At 38.9% G+C, this 16,725-nt stretch carries 18 protein-coding genes; 5 read left to right on the top strand and 13 right to left on the bottom strand.

Going from position 1 to position 16,725, the window contains the following annotated elements; genetic code table 11:
- Positions 1 to 69 precede the first annotated feature (69 nt).
- The gene (locus N784_RS14435; RefSeq protein WP_036836050.1) at positions 70 to 801 is read right to left on the bottom strand and encodes an MBL fold metallo-hydrolase; all 732 of its coding nucleotides are present in this window, start codon (positions 799 to 801) and stop codon (positions 70 to 72) included.
- A gap of 181 nt (positions 802 to 982) precedes the next feature.
- Between N784_RS14435 and yhfH the strand changes: the two genes are divergently transcribed.
- Complete coding sequence (gene yhfH, locus N784_RS16425) at positions 983 to 1,114, top strand: protein YhfH (RefSeq protein WP_084600283.1); 132 nt, start codon at positions 983 to 985, stop codon at positions 1,112 to 1,114.
- A gap of 41 nt (positions 1,115 to 1,155) precedes the next feature.
- Here the strand turns inward: yhfH and N784_RS14430 are convergent, their stop codons facing one another.
- On the bottom strand, positions 1,156 to 2,169 hold the full coding sequence (locus tag N784_RS14430; RefSeq protein ID WP_036836049.1) for a LacI family DNA-binding transcriptional regulator: 1,014 nt from the start codon (positions 2,167 to 2,169) through the stop codon (positions 1,156 to 1,158).
- 376 nt (positions 2,170 to 2,545) lie between these two features.
- Between N784_RS14430 and N784_RS14425 the strand changes: the two genes are divergently transcribed.
- Together N784_RS14425 and N784_RS14420 are read left to right on the top strand one after the other, a co-directional pair.
- Positions 2,546 to 3,874 (top strand): L-cystine transporter, encoded by a 1,329-nt coding sequence (locus N784_RS14425; protein ID WP_084600285.1) that lies wholly within the window; start codon positions 2,546 to 2,548, stop codon positions 3,872 to 3,874.
- A gap of 106 nt (positions 3,875 to 3,980) precedes the next feature.
- Entirely contained in the window at positions 3,981 to 4,361 is a 381-nt protein-coding gene (locus N784_RS14420) for a carbonic anhydrase (protein ID WP_036836047.1), read from the top strand.
- Positions 4,362 to 4,506: 145 nt separating this feature from the next.
- Here N784_RS14420 and N784_RS14415 read toward each other — a convergent pair whose 3' ends face one another.
- A complete protein-coding gene (locus N784_RS14415; protein ID WP_036836046.1) occupies positions 4,507 to 5,532 on the bottom strand; it encodes a LacI family DNA-binding transcriptional regulator in 1,026 nt (341 codons plus the stop codon).
- A gap of 70 nt (positions 5,533 to 5,602) precedes the next feature.
- On the bottom strand, positions 5,603 to 6,376 hold the full coding sequence (locus tag N784_RS14410; protein WP_036836045.1) for an alpha/beta hydrolase: 774 nt from the start codon (positions 6,374 to 6,376) through the stop codon (positions 5,603 to 5,605).
- A gap of 210 nt (positions 6,377 to 6,586) precedes the next feature.
- On the opposite strand from N784_RS14410, the gene N784_RS14405 reads away from it, so the two are divergent.
- On the top strand, positions 6,587 to 7,984 hold the full coding sequence (locus tag N784_RS14405) for a sugar porter family MFS transporter (RefSeq protein WP_036836043.1): 1,398 nt from the start codon (positions 6,587 to 6,589) through the stop codon (positions 7,982 to 7,984).
- Between the two features lie 46 nt (positions 7,985 to 8,030).
- Here N784_RS14405 and N784_RS14400 read toward each other — a convergent pair whose 3' ends face one another.
- From N784_RS14400 to N784_RS14390, 3 genes are all read right to left on the bottom strand, one after another.
- Positions 8,031 to 8,870 (bottom strand): cupin domain-containing protein, encoded by an 840-nt coding sequence (locus N784_RS14400; RefSeq protein WP_036836041.1) that lies wholly within the window; start codon positions 8,868 to 8,870, stop codon positions 8,031 to 8,033.
- 432 nt (positions 8,871 to 9,302) lie between these two features.
- Positions 9,303 to 10,691 (bottom strand): NAD-dependent succinate-semialdehyde dehydrogenase, encoded by a 1,389-nt coding sequence (locus tag N784_RS14395; protein WP_036836039.1) that lies wholly within the window; start codon positions 10,689 to 10,691, stop codon positions 9,303 to 9,305.
- Between the two features lie 151 nt (positions 10,692 to 10,842).
- Complete coding sequence (locus N784_RS14390; protein WP_036836037.1) at positions 10,843 to 11,166, bottom strand: hypothetical protein; 324 nt, start codon at positions 11,164 to 11,166, stop codon at positions 10,843 to 10,845.
- Positions 11,167 to 11,303: 137 nt separating this feature from the next.
- Between N784_RS14390 and map the strand changes: the two genes are divergently transcribed.
- The gene (gene map, locus N784_RS14385; RefSeq protein WP_036836035.1) at positions 11,304 to 12,050 is read left to right on the top strand and encodes a type I methionyl aminopeptidase; all 747 of its coding nucleotides are present in this window, start codon (positions 11,304 to 11,306) and stop codon (positions 12,048 to 12,050) included.
- Positions 12,051 to 12,273: 223 nt separating this feature from the next.
- Here the strand turns inward: map and N784_RS14380 are convergent, their stop codons facing one another.
- The 6 genes from N784_RS14380 to N784_RS14355 all read right to left on the bottom strand — a co-directional run.
- Complete coding sequence (locus N784_RS14380) at positions 12,274 to 13,533, bottom strand: hypothetical protein (protein WP_036836034.1); 1,260 nt, start codon at positions 13,531 to 13,533, stop codon at positions 12,274 to 12,276.
- Between the two features lie 118 nt (positions 13,534 to 13,651).
- Positions 13,652 to 14,254 (bottom strand): class I SAM-dependent methyltransferase, encoded by a 603-nt coding sequence (locus N784_RS14375; protein WP_036836066.1) that lies wholly within the window; start codon positions 14,252 to 14,254, stop codon positions 13,652 to 13,654.
- A gap of 71 nt (positions 14,255 to 14,325) precedes the next feature.
- The gene (locus N784_RS14370; RefSeq protein ID WP_036836031.1) at positions 14,326 to 14,574 is read right to left on the bottom strand and encodes a hypothetical protein; all 249 of its coding nucleotides are present in this window, start codon (positions 14,572 to 14,574) and stop codon (positions 14,326 to 14,328) included.
- A 22-nt stretch (positions 14,575 to 14,596) separates the two neighbouring features.
- Positions 14,597 to 15,370, bottom strand: a complete 774-nt coding sequence (locus tag N784_RS14365; RefSeq protein ID WP_036836029.1) for a nucleotidyltransferase domain-containing protein — start codon at positions 15,368 to 15,370, stop codon at positions 14,597 to 14,599.
- Between the two features lie 267 nt (positions 15,371 to 15,637).
- Entirely contained in the window at positions 15,638 to 16,321 is a 684-nt protein-coding gene (locus N784_RS14360; protein WP_052127350.1) for a class C sortase, read from the bottom strand.
- Between the two features lie 13 nt (positions 16,322 to 16,334).
- A partial coding sequence (locus N784_RS14355; RefSeq protein ID WP_036836027.1) for a sortase occupies positions 16,335 to 16,725 on the bottom strand: 391 nt, incomplete at its 5' end.

The following is a 16,725-nucleotide window of genomic DNA, read 5'->3' as shown; positions in this document are numbered from 1 at the left end:
TTATTCCTCCTTATTCCATTACTATCTCTATTTTAATCGAAAATCGTTCTCACTGCAATTGGAGTAGGATTACGCTTCCCACGATAACCCTTCATGAGCTAACGTTACTTTACCAGCAAAAATACGCTCCGCTTCCATTTTTAATTGGTCATGGTTCCCAAAATGAGGTAAGTGGCTTAACCACAATTGCTTCACATGAGCAGAAGTTGCAATATGTGCACTCTCTGTACTCGTCATATGTCCTGGTCCAGAACCATCCATACCATCATAGAAATTACTGTCGGTAATAAGTAAGTCAGCATCTTCACTAAAGGAGATATACTCTTCTCGATAACTCGTATCAGCAGTATATACAACCGTAGCATCTCCATCAGAAATACGCATCGCATAACACGGAGCAGGATGTATCGTTTTCAAAAATTGAATGATAAAAGGACCTACCTGTAATCCTTGCTCGGGATCATATGCCCGAGCTTCCGTATCCTCATGCCCTAATGATCGAAATCCTGCCATATCTTCTTTATGTCCATAAATCGGTAATATCTTATTCGTTTCTCTTACTATATTTTGAACCTTGACCGCATACTGCAACACCCCAATATCCGCAATATGATCAAAATGATAGTGAGATAAGATAACAGCATCTAAATCCATCACATCCGTATGCGTTTGCAGCTTTGACAATGCACCACTTCCACAGTCAACAAGCAAGTTGAATCCTTTGGAAGAGATAAGATAACTGGACGTAGCTCCATTTGCTGCTGGAAACCCTCCCCAGAACCCATTAACTGTTACTTTCATCGACAAGACCCCTTTCGATACTTTCTTACGATATATCTTCTACTAGCTTACATCACATTACAACGACAAACCAGTTTTCAGAAAAGATAAAAAAGTACAGGTTGTTCTAAAACAAAGGGTTGATTTTTTAACTCTGTTATAATACAATAAAACCACCAACAAATTGGAGGGGATTTATACCATGATGATGAATGTAATGGAATTCTTTAAAAGCCTACCAAAGAAGAAATGTACGAAGTGTAACAACGCCATTCAAGAGCAAGCAGACTGCTACGGCAACATTTGTGAAGAGTGCGACCATCCAGCGAGATAAGTAAAAAACGAGTTCTGTACTGATACAGAACTCGTTTTTTTTTACATTGGTACTGTTATTCGTTTGTTGGTGGAATCTCTTTTCAAAAGTGTATGCGCAAATTGATATGATTCTCGCTTATTACGCAATGGTTGTTCTATAGAGCGAATTAATTGTTCTATACTTTTCTCTGCCATTTCTACAATAGGTACTTCTATGGTCGTAATAGCAGGGTTCATTAATCTCGAAATAGTATCATTATGAAAGCCAACCACTGCCAAATCTTCTGGAACACGTATCCCTTGCTTCATTGCTGCATAAACAATCCCTGCAGCAACCTCATCACATCCAGCAAAAATACCATCAATACGATTATTCATGTGCACAACCTTGCCTAAAATAGTTTGTCCACTCTCTACATCAACTGCTTCATGAAAAATAGGATCATCCATAGAAGGAATATGATGTTCTTGAAGTGCTTTCATATAACCTGTATATCTCGCTTGTACGAGGTTACTATTCTCTTCTCCTGATATAAATGCCAGCCTTCTGCATCCTTGCTCAATTAAGTGTACCGTAGCATCATAAGCTGCCTGCTGTTGATCAATGCCCACTATCACTGTATTTGCTTCCTCTATGCTTTCATTACAAATAACAATTGGACCAGCGTGTATATATTCTTCCACTTTTGTCCACTCATTTTGAATGGCTACCATCACTAATCCATCAACTTGTTTTTTCCTCAATAACTCTAAATAATGCAGCTCCTTTTGAGCGCAATGATACGTTTGACAAATAATAACTTGGTATCCCCACCACGAGGCCTTTTTTTCCATTACCTCGACCAGTTTACTATAGAAAGGATTCGTAATACGAGGTAACACAATGGCAATCGTTTCGGTTTTCTGATTACGTAACCGTCTGGCTGAAGAGTTTGGAACATAGCCAAGCTCCTGCATAGCATGAAATACCCGCTCTCTTTTTTCATCACATACATAAGGCTGATTATTGATTACCCTTGATACGGTTGTTCTTGATAATCCGGCATACTTTGCAACATCTTCAATCGTTGCCACTTCCAACTCCTCCTGCTACATATGAAATTAAATGAGTACCCCTATGGTAATAGGAGCGCATCTATTCGTAATTATATATAACAAATATGAAACCGTTTCCAATTAATTTTAACAAGAAAGGAATAAACTTCACAAGGCTTTTATCAATAATTTGAATATAAGCTCTATTTTTAAACGAGACAGCATGAAACGTTTAAGAATACATATAAATAAAAATACCTATATTTTTATGATTGACAAACGCATTAATTCGTTGTATCTTTAGAAAACCAAGTAAATTCATAGGAATTATATTATTTTAAAATTAAAGGGGGCTTATTCATTGTTTTATGTGAATATCGCAATTTTACTTATAAGTATATTACTATTAATTAAAATGCAACAAAAACACGTTTCCTTTAGTAAGCGTGTTTTCACTGGGTTAGGTCTCGGAATAGCCATTGGAGTATACATGCAACTAGCGTTTGGAGCGGAATCCGAAGTCGTCGCAACAACAACGGAATGGTATAGCATTGTTGGAAGCGGTTATGTTCGCTTACTCATGATGATCGTTATTCCACTTGTAATGGTATCCATTATCCAGTCGATTATTAATTTAGAGAAATCTCAAGAGTTAGGAAGAATGTCTGGATGGATTATTGGAATTTTAGTTACTACTGCAATGGTAGCAGCTTTAGTTGGTGTTGGTACATCGCTTGCATTCGACTTAAACGCAGATGAAATTGAAGCAGGCCAGGCAGAACAAGATCGTGGCGCGTATTTAGAAGAAAGACTTGGGGACGTAGAACAAATGAGCACTCCTCAACGCATTCTAGAATTTATCCCTACGAACCCGTTCCAAGATATGACAGGTGACCGCGCGACTTCTACAATCGCAGTCGTCATCTTCTCTGCTTTCGTCGGAATTGCTGTGCTAGGAGTTAGAAGGAAGAAACCAGAAGAAGCAGCTATCTTCACAAAAGGAATCAACGCTGTCTATGCTGTTGTTATGCGCATTGTTACCCTTGTACTCCGCTTAACGCCGTTCGGTATTCTTGCATTAATGGCCAATACTGTCGCGAAAACGAATGTAGCCGGCATTATGGAGCTAGGTAAATTTGTCGTAGCTTCCTATGTTGCACTTGGTATCATGTTCTTAATTCACTTATTGATTATCACGTTTGCAGGTTTAAACCCGCTTACATTCTTGAAAAAAGTAGCACCTGTCTTAACATTTGCATTTACATCACGTTCTAGTGCAGGTGCAATTCCATTAAACATTTCCGCTCAGAAAAACAGTCTCGGAGTCGACGAAGGAGTTGCAAACATGTCTGCTTCCTTTGGTGCAACCATCGGCCAAAATGGTTGCGCTGGAATTTACCCTGCTATGTTAGCAGTTATGATTGCTCCGACCATTGGCATAGACCCGTTAAGCCCAGGCTTTATCGTGCAACTAATGCTCATTATAGGAATTAGCTCCTTTGGTGTAGCAGGAGTTGGAGGCGGTGCAACATTTGCAGCCTTGATCGTCTTATCATCCATGAACATGCCTGTTGCACTAGCAGGGCTACTCATTTCCGTCGAACCACTGATTGATATGGGACGTACCGCACTAAATGTTAACGGCTCAATGGTATCAGGTACGATCACATCGAAAATCATGAAGAAGCTCGACTACCAAACATACAATAATCGTAACGCCGTCGAAAAAGATATTACTTTATAAATATCAGGACCTATTGTTTTTTACAATGGGTCTTTTTTACACTATACGAACGATGTTACTTTATATTAAAATAAACTAGAACAAAAAGTATTAGGGGGAAAGTTTTATGACAGAAACATTTGTAACAGCAATTAACTGCAAAGATGGTAGAGCCCAGCTCCCAGTAATTTATTGGATGCAAGAAAGATTCTCTGCACAATATGTTGATATGATTACAGAGCCTGGTCCAACCAATCATATCTTAAACGCTACAGAACAACAAATCGAAACACTCAAAGCTAAAATAAACATTTCCCATAATATTCACGGTTCCAAAGCCATCGCTATTGTTGCCCACAATGAATGCGCTGGCAATCCTATTTCAAAAGAAGAACAGAAACAACAAGTAAGCCAGTGCGTAGACATCGTAAACTCTTGGGGTTACGATATGAAAGTTATCGGCCTATTTGTTAATGAAAACTGGGAAGTAGAATTGATTGAAGAATAATAATGAAGCTGGACAAAGATACACTCCTCTGTCCAGCTTTCTTTTGATTTAACGTTTTTGTCCTTGTCAATCCCGAACATAATCTCGCTGTTTACAAACTTCTTATTCACTCCCTCTATAACGGAAGTGTCTTTCTAGTCTTTATTCACCCTTTTGGTACACTAGTCGATTCTCTCACGACTAATTCTGGTGGGATGACGATTTCTTTTTTTATTGGTTGTTCTGTATTGATTATCTCCATTAGTAAATCGACAGCTTGGCTGGCTAATTGGTCCGAGGACTGGCTCACTGTTGTTAGCGCTGGGTAGTAATCCGCAGCTTCATCAATATTATCAAAACCGATAATAGATAACTCGTTCGGAATAGATACATTGTATTGTCCGGCAACATTGACCAATTTAAGTGCAAGTGCATCAGTTGCGCAAAATATAGCCGTTGGTGGCTGTTTACAAGCAAGTATACCTTCCATAAATTCCGCAATATCTTCACGTCCAGTTACTTCTGGCTGCACATATAAAGAGTTCACTTGAAGGTTTCTTTTTTTCATATACTTACAAAAGTAGTCATATCTCATTTGCACACCAGGTAACGCATTGCCTATATATCCAATATGCTCATGGCCTAGCTGTATGAAATGATCAATTGCTTGTTGGACCCCATTTACATCATCTGTATGTACGACTGGCTTTAAGGAACAAGAACTTTCTCCCGTAATGGATACAAAAGGTGTTTGTTGGTGTTTCAGTCGTTGAATAAAGGCATCTTCTTCCGATAAATTATCGAGAATAATGAGACCATCGAACCAATGATTCACCATCAATTTTAACTGTTGGTGGGCTGTTTCACTTTTATAATCGGTATTCGCTAGAAAGAGCTCTACGCCGTTGTGATGGGCATAATGCTGGACAGCTTTTACTACTTTCACAAGAAATGGATCACTTATATCTCGAACGATTGCACCAATCACACCGGTACGCTTCGTCCTTAAAGATGCTGCAAATGGGTTCAGTTGATATCCTAACTCATTCGCAACTGTTAACACACGATCTGTTGTTTTTTGACTAATTTTAATTTTGCCGTCTCGGTTATTTAATATCCTTGAAACGGTGGCTACTGACACGTTCGCTTTCTTAGCTACGTCTGTAATAGTCACTTTTTTATTTGTTGGCACTTAGCATTTACTCCCATATTGTCAATTTTGTCTCATATATCTTTGAATATATCAAACAAAACTAAGAGAATCAACGAATTGGTAACCATGCCAGTACGTCTTGAATCTTCTTATCCCAGTAGTCCCAATCATGTGTACCTTGCTCTTCCTCGTAAGTGAAATCAAGATTAGTCTGCTCACAAGCTTTTCGAAACGCTATATTATCCTCGTAAAGAAAATCTTCAGTTCCACAGCATTGATAGATTTTCGGTTTGGGTCCATTCATTTGATCCACTTGTTCGATTAACCAAAATAAATCATTGTCTGTATTTCGAGCATCTTCGTCTCCAAAAATTAAATCGTAATCATCTAGTGATACTTCCGGTACATTGGCAATATTTACGATATCGGTTACACCAGATAAACTTGCAACAGCGGCAAATTGGGTGGGCTTTCTTAGCGCCCATTTTAAAGCGCCATATCCTCCCATAGACAACCCAGCTACAAAATTATCTTCCCTTTTAGCAGACAACGGAAAAAACGAACGTGCTACTCTTGGTAATTCCTCATGTAAAAATGTCCAGTACTGATTTCCATATGCCATATTCGTATAAAAACTACGATGAACCTGTGGCATTACTACCGCTATTCCTAATGTAGATACGTAACGTTCTATAGAGGTTCGTCGCGTCCAAATACTGTCATCATCGGATAAACCATGCAATAAGTACAACGTCTGGTGTCGTTCTTGCTTGCTCACACTTTCTGTTCCCATTTGACCAGCAGTCTGTTCTGGCAATATGACCGTCATAGATGTCGTCAACTTAAGTACCTCTGAAAAAAAACGACACTGAATAAACGCCATAGTACTCTCCCCTTTATCAACCTTTTTTGTAAGCGTTCAAAAATTCTATTGCATTCTTTCTAGATTCAGATTAACATAAAAAACAGATTATGCAAACGTTTAACGTAAATCGTTAAACTCAAAAAGCACGCCTGTCCCTAGTCATATTAAAGCGTTTGAAACACTAGCGGAAGTGGCGTCTCTATTCTACACATCAAGGAGGAAAACAACATGGGGGTTACTAATGAAAAACAAGTCCAAGCATCAGCAGCGAAAAAATCGCTCTTCTTCGCCATTCTTATATCATGCGCCGCTGCATTTGGAGGGTATTTATACGGATATGATTCAGCCGTTATTTCTGGAGCGATTGGACCAATTGAGCAATACTTCAACTTAAATCCAGGCATGGTAGGCTTCGTTGTTTCTAGTTTATTAATTGGTGGAGCAACTGGTATTCTATTATCCGGATTTTTAAGTGATGCACTTGGCATTAAAAAAGTACTTAGCATTTCCGCTATTTTATTTGCGGTTTCATCTATTTTTCAAGCGTTAGCAACTAGTGTGACTATCTTAGTCATTGCTCGTATGATTGGAGGGATTGGAATTGGGATGGCAAGTGTGCTTTCTGTCACATACATTTCAGAAACAGCACCTCCGAACATCCGTGGAAGACTTGGATCCATTTATCAGCTAGCAGTAGCGATTGGAATTGTATCCGTTTATTTCTTAAATGCAGAAATTCTATCATTAGGAGGAGAGGCGTGGCAGCTTGAGATTGGCTGGCGATATATTCTAGGTGTGGCAGGAATTCCAGCACTGGTTTATTTATTAATTCTCATTCCAATTCCCGAAAGTCCACGCTGGTTAATGAAATCAGGCAAGGTTCATCAAGCTTATGAAGTGTTAACAAAAATTAACGGTAAACAAATTGCAGACAAGGAAGCAGACAACATTCAAAAATCATTAACAGAGCATCAAGGTGGATCATTAGCTGATCTATTTACACCAGGAGTAAAGAAAGCATTAGGGGTAGGGATTACTTTAGCTGTTTTACAACAATTAGTAGGGGTTAACGTCATTATTTACTATGCGCCTCAAGTATTTGAAGCCGCTGGGGCAGAAGGAAACTTAAATACACTTGTTACCTCTATGATTGGGGTAGCAGCTTTAACTGGTGTACTCGTATCCATGTGGCTAGTCGATCGAATTGGACGTAAATCGTTATTGATGATTGGTACAATTGGAATGGCTATCACACAGCTCGCGGTTGGGGTTTTATTGCAATTTGATATTTCCGCAGGGTTAACACCTAGTATATTAATCGTATTGTATTTGTTCTTGTTCAATATCTCAATGGGTCCTGTCGTATGGGTTATTCTCGGAGAAATTTTCCCCAATCACGTCAGAGGCCGAGCCATGTCTATTGCAACATTTTGTATGTGGGTGGCAAACTGGTTTATCTCTCAAGCTTTCCCAATCATTATTGCTCGCTTTGGGGACGGCATTACATTTTTACTGTTCGGCGTCATGTGCGTCGTATCCTTCTTCTATGTATGGAAGGTTATTCCTGAAACAAAAGATAAATCATTAGAAGAAATTGAGCAAATTTGGACAAAAGTAGAAGCTTAAGATGAACAATAGCGCCTTCGAACATCAAGGCGCTTTTTGTTCTATATTAATATTCCGCTTCCATTGCATCAGCTTTTGTTTCATGAACTGTGCCAAACGGGTGCTCAGGCGGTGCATAAATCGAGTACAGTTTTAGTGGATCATTCCCCGTATTCGTTACATTGTGCCACGTCCCGGCCGGTATCATTATAGCATCGTCATCAAAGACATTCCTTTCGAATGTTAACGAATCTTGTTTATCTCCCATCTGTACAAAGCCTTTTCCATCCTCAATACGTAAAAACTGATCCACATTCGGATGGATCTCCAAACCGATATCTTCACCAGGCTGAATACTCATCAACGTCACTTGCAAATGCTCTCCCGTCCATAAAGCCGTACGGAATGTATTATTTTTTTTCGTGGCCCGCTCAATATTCACAACGAAAGGCTGCCCACCATAATCCTTTGTTTCTGAGCGCTTTTGCATCCCCTTTAATCGTTTTGCATGCTCCATTTTATCTGAAGAAACACGTAAAAACACATCTCTAAACGGCGAATAGGGACTCTTTAAATACCCTTGGCGAAATGCTCCCGCTACATTAGATGCCCATTCCGTAGCCATTTGTATCCCTTCTTCATACGTTGAAAAAGAAACATCTCCAACTTCGTAGTTCGGCTCCTGTCCTGTATACGCTCGATACAAATCCGTAAAATATTGCAAGTGCGCCTCTTCACTTCTTACTAGTTGCTTCAACTCATTTTTATGTTGCTGACTCGAAGCCTCATCCGCTAATTGATAATAAAAGCGAACAGCTGTCGCCGCCGATTTTATACAATCCAAAATCGAATCCAGCACTTGTTGCTGAAAGCTCCCTGAATGCTCATAAGGATAAACATAGTGCATGTTTCCACATTCCCTTCCCTAGTTTGTCAATTTATCCTATGCACTACGCTCCGCACATGTACATATTCAATGAAGGCGAACTTCCCTTGAATATGCGTGGATTCCTGGATTTGTGCGCGCTTTCCCTCGGTTTATGCGCGAATTCCTGGATTTGTGCGCGCTTTTCCTCGGTTTATGCGCGAATTCCTGGATTTGTGCGCGCTTTTCCTCGGTTTATGCGCGCATTTACTGGATTTGTGCGCGCTTTTCCTCGGTTTATGCGCGGATTCCTGGATTTGTGCGCGCTTTCCCTCGGTTTATGCGCGAATTCCTGGATTTGTGCGCGCTTTTCCTTGGTTTATGCGCGAATTCCTGGATTTGTGCGCGCTTTTCCTCGGTTTATGCGCGAATTCCACATGTGCACTTCAGCGGATTTCACCAATAAAATTGTACTTAAAAGCCACCGATAGATAAATATTTTGTTTCTAGGTACGGGTCTAATCCTTCGATGCCACCTTCACGACCTAAACCACTTTCTTTCATACCACCAAATGGGGCGTGTGCTGCAGATGGTGCGCCGTCATTCCAACCTACAATTCCAAAATCGAGTTGATCGTGCAGGTACGTGCCTACTCGATAATCATTGGTGAAGTAGTAAGCAGCTAGTCCAAATGGGGTGCTATTCGCAATTTGAACTGCTTCCTCTACATTGGTAAACGTTGTAATAGGTAGTACAGGTCCGAATGTTTCTTCCTTCATAATAGTCATCTCTTCAGATACATTCATGAGCACAGTAGGATGAATGAAAAAGTACCCTTGATTCGGATTAGCATTAAATTCCTTCCCGCAAACAACTTGCGCTCCTTTTTCGGTAGCATCCTGTATTTGGTTCACGATTTTGTCGAAGCTCTTTCCGTTAATTACAGGACCAATTTGAGTTTCTTTCTCTAATCCGTTTCCTACTCTCAACGTAGCTACTTCTTCCTTGACCTTATGAATAAACTTATCTGCTAGACTTTCCTGAACGAGCACTCTATTGGCGCATATGCAAGTTTGACCAGCATTACGAAATTTTGCAGCCATTACATGTTGAACAGCTAAGTCAAGATCCGCATCTGCTGCTACAATAAAAGGTGCATGGCCGCCTAATTCCATTGATACATGCTTCACTGTGTCCGCGCTATTTTTCATTAATTGCTTGCCAACTGGAGTTGAGCCTGTAAATGTAATTTTGCGTACGTAATCGCTATCAGTAAATAGCTTGCCTATTTTCTTACCTTGACCATTGACACATTGAGCAGCAGCTTCTGGAATCCCGACTTCATGGGCTAATTCTACTAACCGAATCGTCGTCAAAGGCGTTTCTTCTGCTGGTTTAACGATAAATGTACACCCTGCAGCTAATGCAGGTGCAGCTTTACGTGTCATCATTGCTGCCGGAAAATTCCACGGCGTAATAGCGGCAACGAGTCCGACCGGCTGATGGCTAACGATAATCCGTTTAGCTTCCGTGTGAGCAGGAATCGTTCGACCATATATTCGCTTCGCCTCTTCTGCGTACCAGTCAATGTAACTCGTTGCATAATCTACCTCGCCTAAAGATTCCTTGAGCGGCTTGCCACTTTCTAACGTCATTACTTTGGCTATGCCTTCTTTCTCTTCTTGAATCCGTGCTGACCAAGCTTTTAACAAGCTACTTCGTTCGTGAGCATTAACCTGTTTCCAAGTTTGAAAATATTCGTATCCCTTTTGGAGCGCTTCTTGTACTTCCTCTTCCGTACTTACAGGAACCTCTTGCACTAACTCCCCTGTTGCTGGGTTTGTTACTTTAATTGTAGACATATTGCTAAACTCCTTTCCCTTTTTCTATAGTTTAAGTTCGTTTTACAAGTTGAAAAATCCTTTGTTTAGCATAGAAGAGTAACATTCATAGTTTTCTTCGCACATAAAGACTCCCTATCAGGAATGAATGTAATAATGCCCAGACCCTTATTTAACCTTGCTTGCTATAATACATGTACAAACCGAGGTTCACCAAACTTAAAACTAGAATGATTAAAAATAGAATGAATGCAAACTCATCTCCGCTTAATCCGAGTTCATCAACAATAATAGCGTCATAGTATAATAGTTGTCCGGACAATATAACAGATACAAAAGAAATACTAACAACAGCAAATCCATTCACAATTTTTTTTCTTAATTTCGGTATAATGATAAATAACAGCAGCAACATTACTACAAGCGTAAGCGTAACAAAGACCGGCCTTAATAATGTAAAAGCTCCAATTGTTTCAAACGATTCCACGGAATACATATGTAAATTACCCCCAGTATAAATTTTCTTATTACAAGGATAACATTTCCTTCACTTTTACACACAATATAATTCTGATTCCTTGCAGATTATTACGGCATACACTATATTAAAGTGATAGTAATGGAGGATGATGTATGATAGTCAGAACTGATACAGATATGGAAAACATACAAAACACTGGTAAAATGTTAGCAACGATTCGTGATGAAATGATAAGACAGACGATACCCGGTATTTCAACGAAAGAACTTGATCAAATAGCAGGGAGAATGTTTCGAGAAGCTGGAGGGATTTCCGCCCCTAAACAAGATTTTCAATTTCCTGGATACACGTGCATTAGTGTCAATGAAGAAGTGGCACATGGCATTCCTGGCAACCGCATCATACAAGAAGGAGACCTTGTAAATATCGATGTTTCTGGTTCCTATAATGGATATTATGCGGATACAGGGCTATCTTTTCTCGTTGGAGCAGGAAACAAGAAAATAGAAAAACTGCTAAACGCCACAGAAAAAGTATTCGCCAAAGGATTAAGCCAATTCAAAACTGATTCCAAACTAAGCGATGTTGGACGTGCTACGGAAACGGCGGCTAAGCAGGAAGGATATTTTATCATTAAAGAATTAACAGGCCACGGAGTTGGTCATAGTTTACGCGATAAACCTGAACATGTATTTAGCTATTACACACCTTGGGATGATGAGGTTCTAAAAGAGGGAGCTGTTATTGCGTTCGAGCCTTTCGTTTCCATCATGGAAGATAATGTACATCAAAAAATGGATGGTTGGACGCTAGCTACGAATATGACTGGAAATTATGTAGCACAAATAGAACATACCATCATCGTAACCAACGATACACCTATTATATGTACGTTATAATTATAGCAGGGACATTGTGATCAACCCCTTTGTCCCTCTATGCTATTTTAACTTAAAGAATAGTTTACCCCGATTACCAAGCGCAAGCGTTTTCTATCCCCAATATTCTCCTTCTCAGTACTCCCATAAATTCTTGGTTAACTGTCGTTTATAATCAGATGGGCCTTGCAGCTCTAATTGGCTGATTTGTAATCCTTTCATTTCAGAATTAGGTACAGTCACTCTATAAATCCCTCAATCGCACAATTTCCCCGTTCGCTGCATGAACCACTTCCTGACAGTCTAACTTTCCACACAATACGTATTTATCTTGCTGCACATCATACACGTAATACGGTGTTAGCTCCAGATGAGGTCGTAATGTTTTGCCTGCTTCTTCCTTTGTTATATGAACAGATTCCTCTTCCTCGTATGCTTGAAATTTATCTAGCATTGCTTCATTATCGATAACATTTAATACGTCATATGATTGTTCATCAATAAAGAGGACCATCTTCCTTTGAAAAACAAACAAATCAGGTTTAGTTGGAATTAATGTAGCGAGTATGTATCCATTTTCTCGATGCAACGTTTGGAGTAACCATTCCCCTGTTTGGTTTGAATACTGCTGACGCAAAAATTCCCTGACACTAGTAATACATCGTTCGACCTCCAGCTTACTTATTGGCTTAACGTCTGGGTGTGGCTCTCTTGCCCTCGCTACATCTAGAGAAACCTCGTCTGTCATTGAAATTGTTACACTTTCAAACGTATTCTCTAAAGGTTCATCCCATTCCATTATTTCGTTTACATGCACACGAGAGCGTTTATCTATAGAAGTAGACATCGTTGCACCTCTATCATTCTTTACATATATTTCTTCAATACCATAGGCAGGGATTATCTTATTTTGTGCTTGAGGAAAATAGACTAACTTTAATTGATTTTCAATGACATCCTCAATTTGTTCTAACGTTAACGAAAAGGATACCTCCTCCGCTAATTCTCTCGTTGGGAATGGACCATGAATAGAAAAGAAAATAAGCCTACCTTCTTTATCAAATTTCACTTGAATGTCACTAGATGGGGATATGGCTACTCCATCAATATTTGCTTTAAAATGAAAGGTCCCCTCTTCTTCTTCACTTAACTGAAATTGGTTTCCATATGTCAGTGCTGTTTCTTTCTCCACCCAGTCAATGACCACTTCTCTATTCGTCCAATCAAAGGTAACAGGTTCCGTATACGCTTTTGCTCCAACAAAAATAACGCTATGGATTTTTTTCGTATGTATATCGATGTCAATGCTTGCCGTGCCAACGGGGTTCATTCCATCTTCGCTTTCTTCTGTACCCTCATGAGGAAACCACTCCATATTTAATACGTATTCCGTCTGCCCGCAAATAGTAACGGATCGCCATATGCTCGTTTTAGCTAAATAATAATGGTGTAAGCCAAATTTCTTTTTCGTATTGTTTACTATTGCAATTACTCTATCATTCATTATTATAACCTCCTTCACTCTCTTCTCAATCACCACATATAAACTTACGAATCTATCATAAAATCCGTTTCAAAAAAGTAAAGCCATGCACTCATTTATTGTGCATGGCTTGTCTACTCTATTTTTGCATAGCCACTTGAATAACGTGACTTAATCCGTTATGACGATCGCCTTCTTGACGATCTGCCTCTCCATAATAAAAGTGAAGACACTTATATCCTTCCGCCCATTTTAGAATATCGACCGGATTATATAACATCTCAATGCTATTCGGTCCGCCAGTTTGGTAGTTTAATTGATTCTCTGAATAAACTTCAAAAATAATGTAACCACCTGGCTTAACAGAATCAGCTATGTTCTTCATAAAGAAAGCTTGATTCTGTTTCGGTACGTGGCCAAATACCATGACTGCAACATCAAATTGATCTGGAGTTACTTCTTCTTTCGTCAAATCACATTGCTCTACGTTTATCTGAACATTCATTTCCTCAGCAAGTTGACGCGCTTTTTGTAAACCAACGGCTGATTGATCATAAACTGTTACATCATGACCTTGTTGAGCAAGAAAGACCGCGTTACGCCCTTCTCCTTCAGCAAAACAACCAATTGTAAAGCTTTTCTTTAAAAATTTGTTGCTCATTTCATTAATAAATGCATTTTCCCGTTTCCCATAAATAAACTCTTCTACCGAGAAACTTTGATCCCAAAATTCTACAGACATCATGCTATACCTCTTTTGCGTAATAATAGTAATATGTTCTTACTATACCACACCCGCATAGAAAACGCTTTCTATCTGCTTCTTTGAGGAACATATGCTGTATAGTATCCTCCTATCATAAGTAACAGCACCGTCAGCATCCAACGAACAACACCTAAGCCGTTTATCCAATAAGCGGTTAAGTGGATAAGCGCAATAAGCCACAAGCAGATAGCAGGTATCGCACTTTTCATTCCTGTTAAGCCTCGTTTTTTCCTTTGTATCCGCACAAATACCACAGATAATAATAGAAATATTAATAGGGAAACTTCCACTTTCACCTTAGACCTCCTGTACGCCTACTTAATTATTCGTTGCAACTTTAATCATGCGTTCTAAAAATGAGATGGTTTGAGCATCATTATAGATTTGAGAGCGAATCCAAGCCATCTCTCCCCTTATAAGGAGAGAGATTTGGTTAACAGCTTCTTGATGTAACGAAGGCGTTATACATTCATAAATAGCCTTTACGTTATTATGCTGTGTAGGTGATAGCAAATCTGGTATGGCTTTCAACCCAAGTATAGACCGATTCTTTGCATAACGATACAGCATAATACTCGTCAAGTTTCTCATTACATGACGTAACATTTCTATCGCCAAAATGTCATTATTGCCTCTTTCGACTGCTTTGTGATATCGAAATAAAAACCAAGCCATATCCCACACGCATTCATGAAACTCTTCTTCAGGAAGCATTAAGTGTTGTGTCGCTTCATACTGCTTCATCACTTCATTTGGATCATACAGCACTTGAAAGTAATCTTTTTCTTGTAATGTTCGCTTTGTTACAGTAAATAAATCAATCGGAAGCATATCTTCATAAACTGCTATGATTTGCGGCGCAATAATATACGCTTCTCCCCAAAAAATAACTTTCTTATATGCTTCAAGGTGATGCAAACGTCTTGAAAGAAACGATTTTTCCTCTTCTTCATCGACAAGGCAGTACAAATCGATATCCGAGTGCTGATCGTGTTCATTTCTACCTATTGAACCTTTTAGAAATATGCTTTGGACACAGGATTCTTCCTTTAAACTAGTCACTACTTTTTCTATCGCTTCATATTGCCGCATTCTTCTCCCACCACTCAATTTATAGTTAGTTACAATACTACCATATTATATGGCATCATAGAACTTTCTCCACATTGGATTTTTTAGCTCCCTCTAGTTAGTGAACATTCCCCATATAGACAGCATTATTAAAAGTTACACTATCTTTTTACTATTTAATCCCTCACAAGAGCTCAGTTACATATCCCGCCTCGGTCAAAAATAAATAAGTCCAAGTCCCCTTTACATACTTCTGTAAAGAGGGCTTGGACTGTTGCTGATTGTATGTTAATTTATTCGTTCTGCTTGAATCAATAATCGTTGGTAATCATACCGATATGGATGACAAGTGAACAATGTTGCTAAATCTTTTCCTTCTTTAATTTCCAATGATTCTGTTTCATGTGGCTCAATTACTTTCTGCGTATATACTTGATAAGTTAGCGTTTCATCCATTGTATGAATGTAAAACTTATCTCCTGTCTCTAATTCATCCACATTACGAAACATTTCTTTCGTCCCTAAGCCTCGGTGACCAGCTAGTACTGTATGGGTGCTATCTCCACCAATTGGAATAGAGGACCCTTCGATTTGGCCGATTCCTTTGTCAAGTATATCTTCCGTCGCACCTAAATAGATTGGAATTAGTAGTCCTAACTTCGGGATTTCAATCGCTGAAAACATTTCATCATCTTCTACCCCTAAGCAGTTCTTAAATTTTTCTAGTTTCTCATCCTTATTTACAAACGGATCATGAAAGCCTGACTCATCGTAATATATGTCTTTATTACAAGCATCTGCTTTACTCATCATCTCTTCAATATCATCTTTTGAATATGTCTCTAATTCAGTTTGAAATTGTTTCACTTGTTTGGACTGCATATAACCATTAAACCATTGTGCAAAATGGGGATAGATAACTATGCCCAACCCTACTAAAAATATAATAATGACTCCGATATATTTTCGCATAAGCAACCACCTTTTAATCTTGCTTTTTCTTGCGGCGTTTAACGATGAGGAATATAAGAATAGTAATGATAACAGCAAGTAGTATCCATAACGTATACGTTTTTATGAATGACTTTTCGTCTTTTTCACTCGCATTACTTTCATTATCTATATTTGTATCTGTTTCATTTTCTACTCTTTCTCCTGTAACCAACATTCGATGCGTATTAATCATATATGGATCACATGTTAACAACGTCACTTGTTCCTTATTTTCTTCCATATCGAGCCATTCTGTTTGATGAGGCTCCACTACATCTATCTCATTCACTTCGTAAGTATATGTTTCTCCTAATACTTGAACTATAAAGCGGTCTCCTTGCTTTAATTCATCTAAATCTCGAAACATCTTCGCACTTGGCAAA

This window comes from Pontibacillus litoralis JSM 072002 (assembly GCF_000775615.1).
GTDB lineage: Bacteria > Bacillota > Bacilli > Bacillales > BH030062 > Pontibacillus > Pontibacillus litoralis.
Note: the sequence above shows the minus strand (reverse complement) of the source record. Positions and strands in the feature narration are given on the sequence as shown.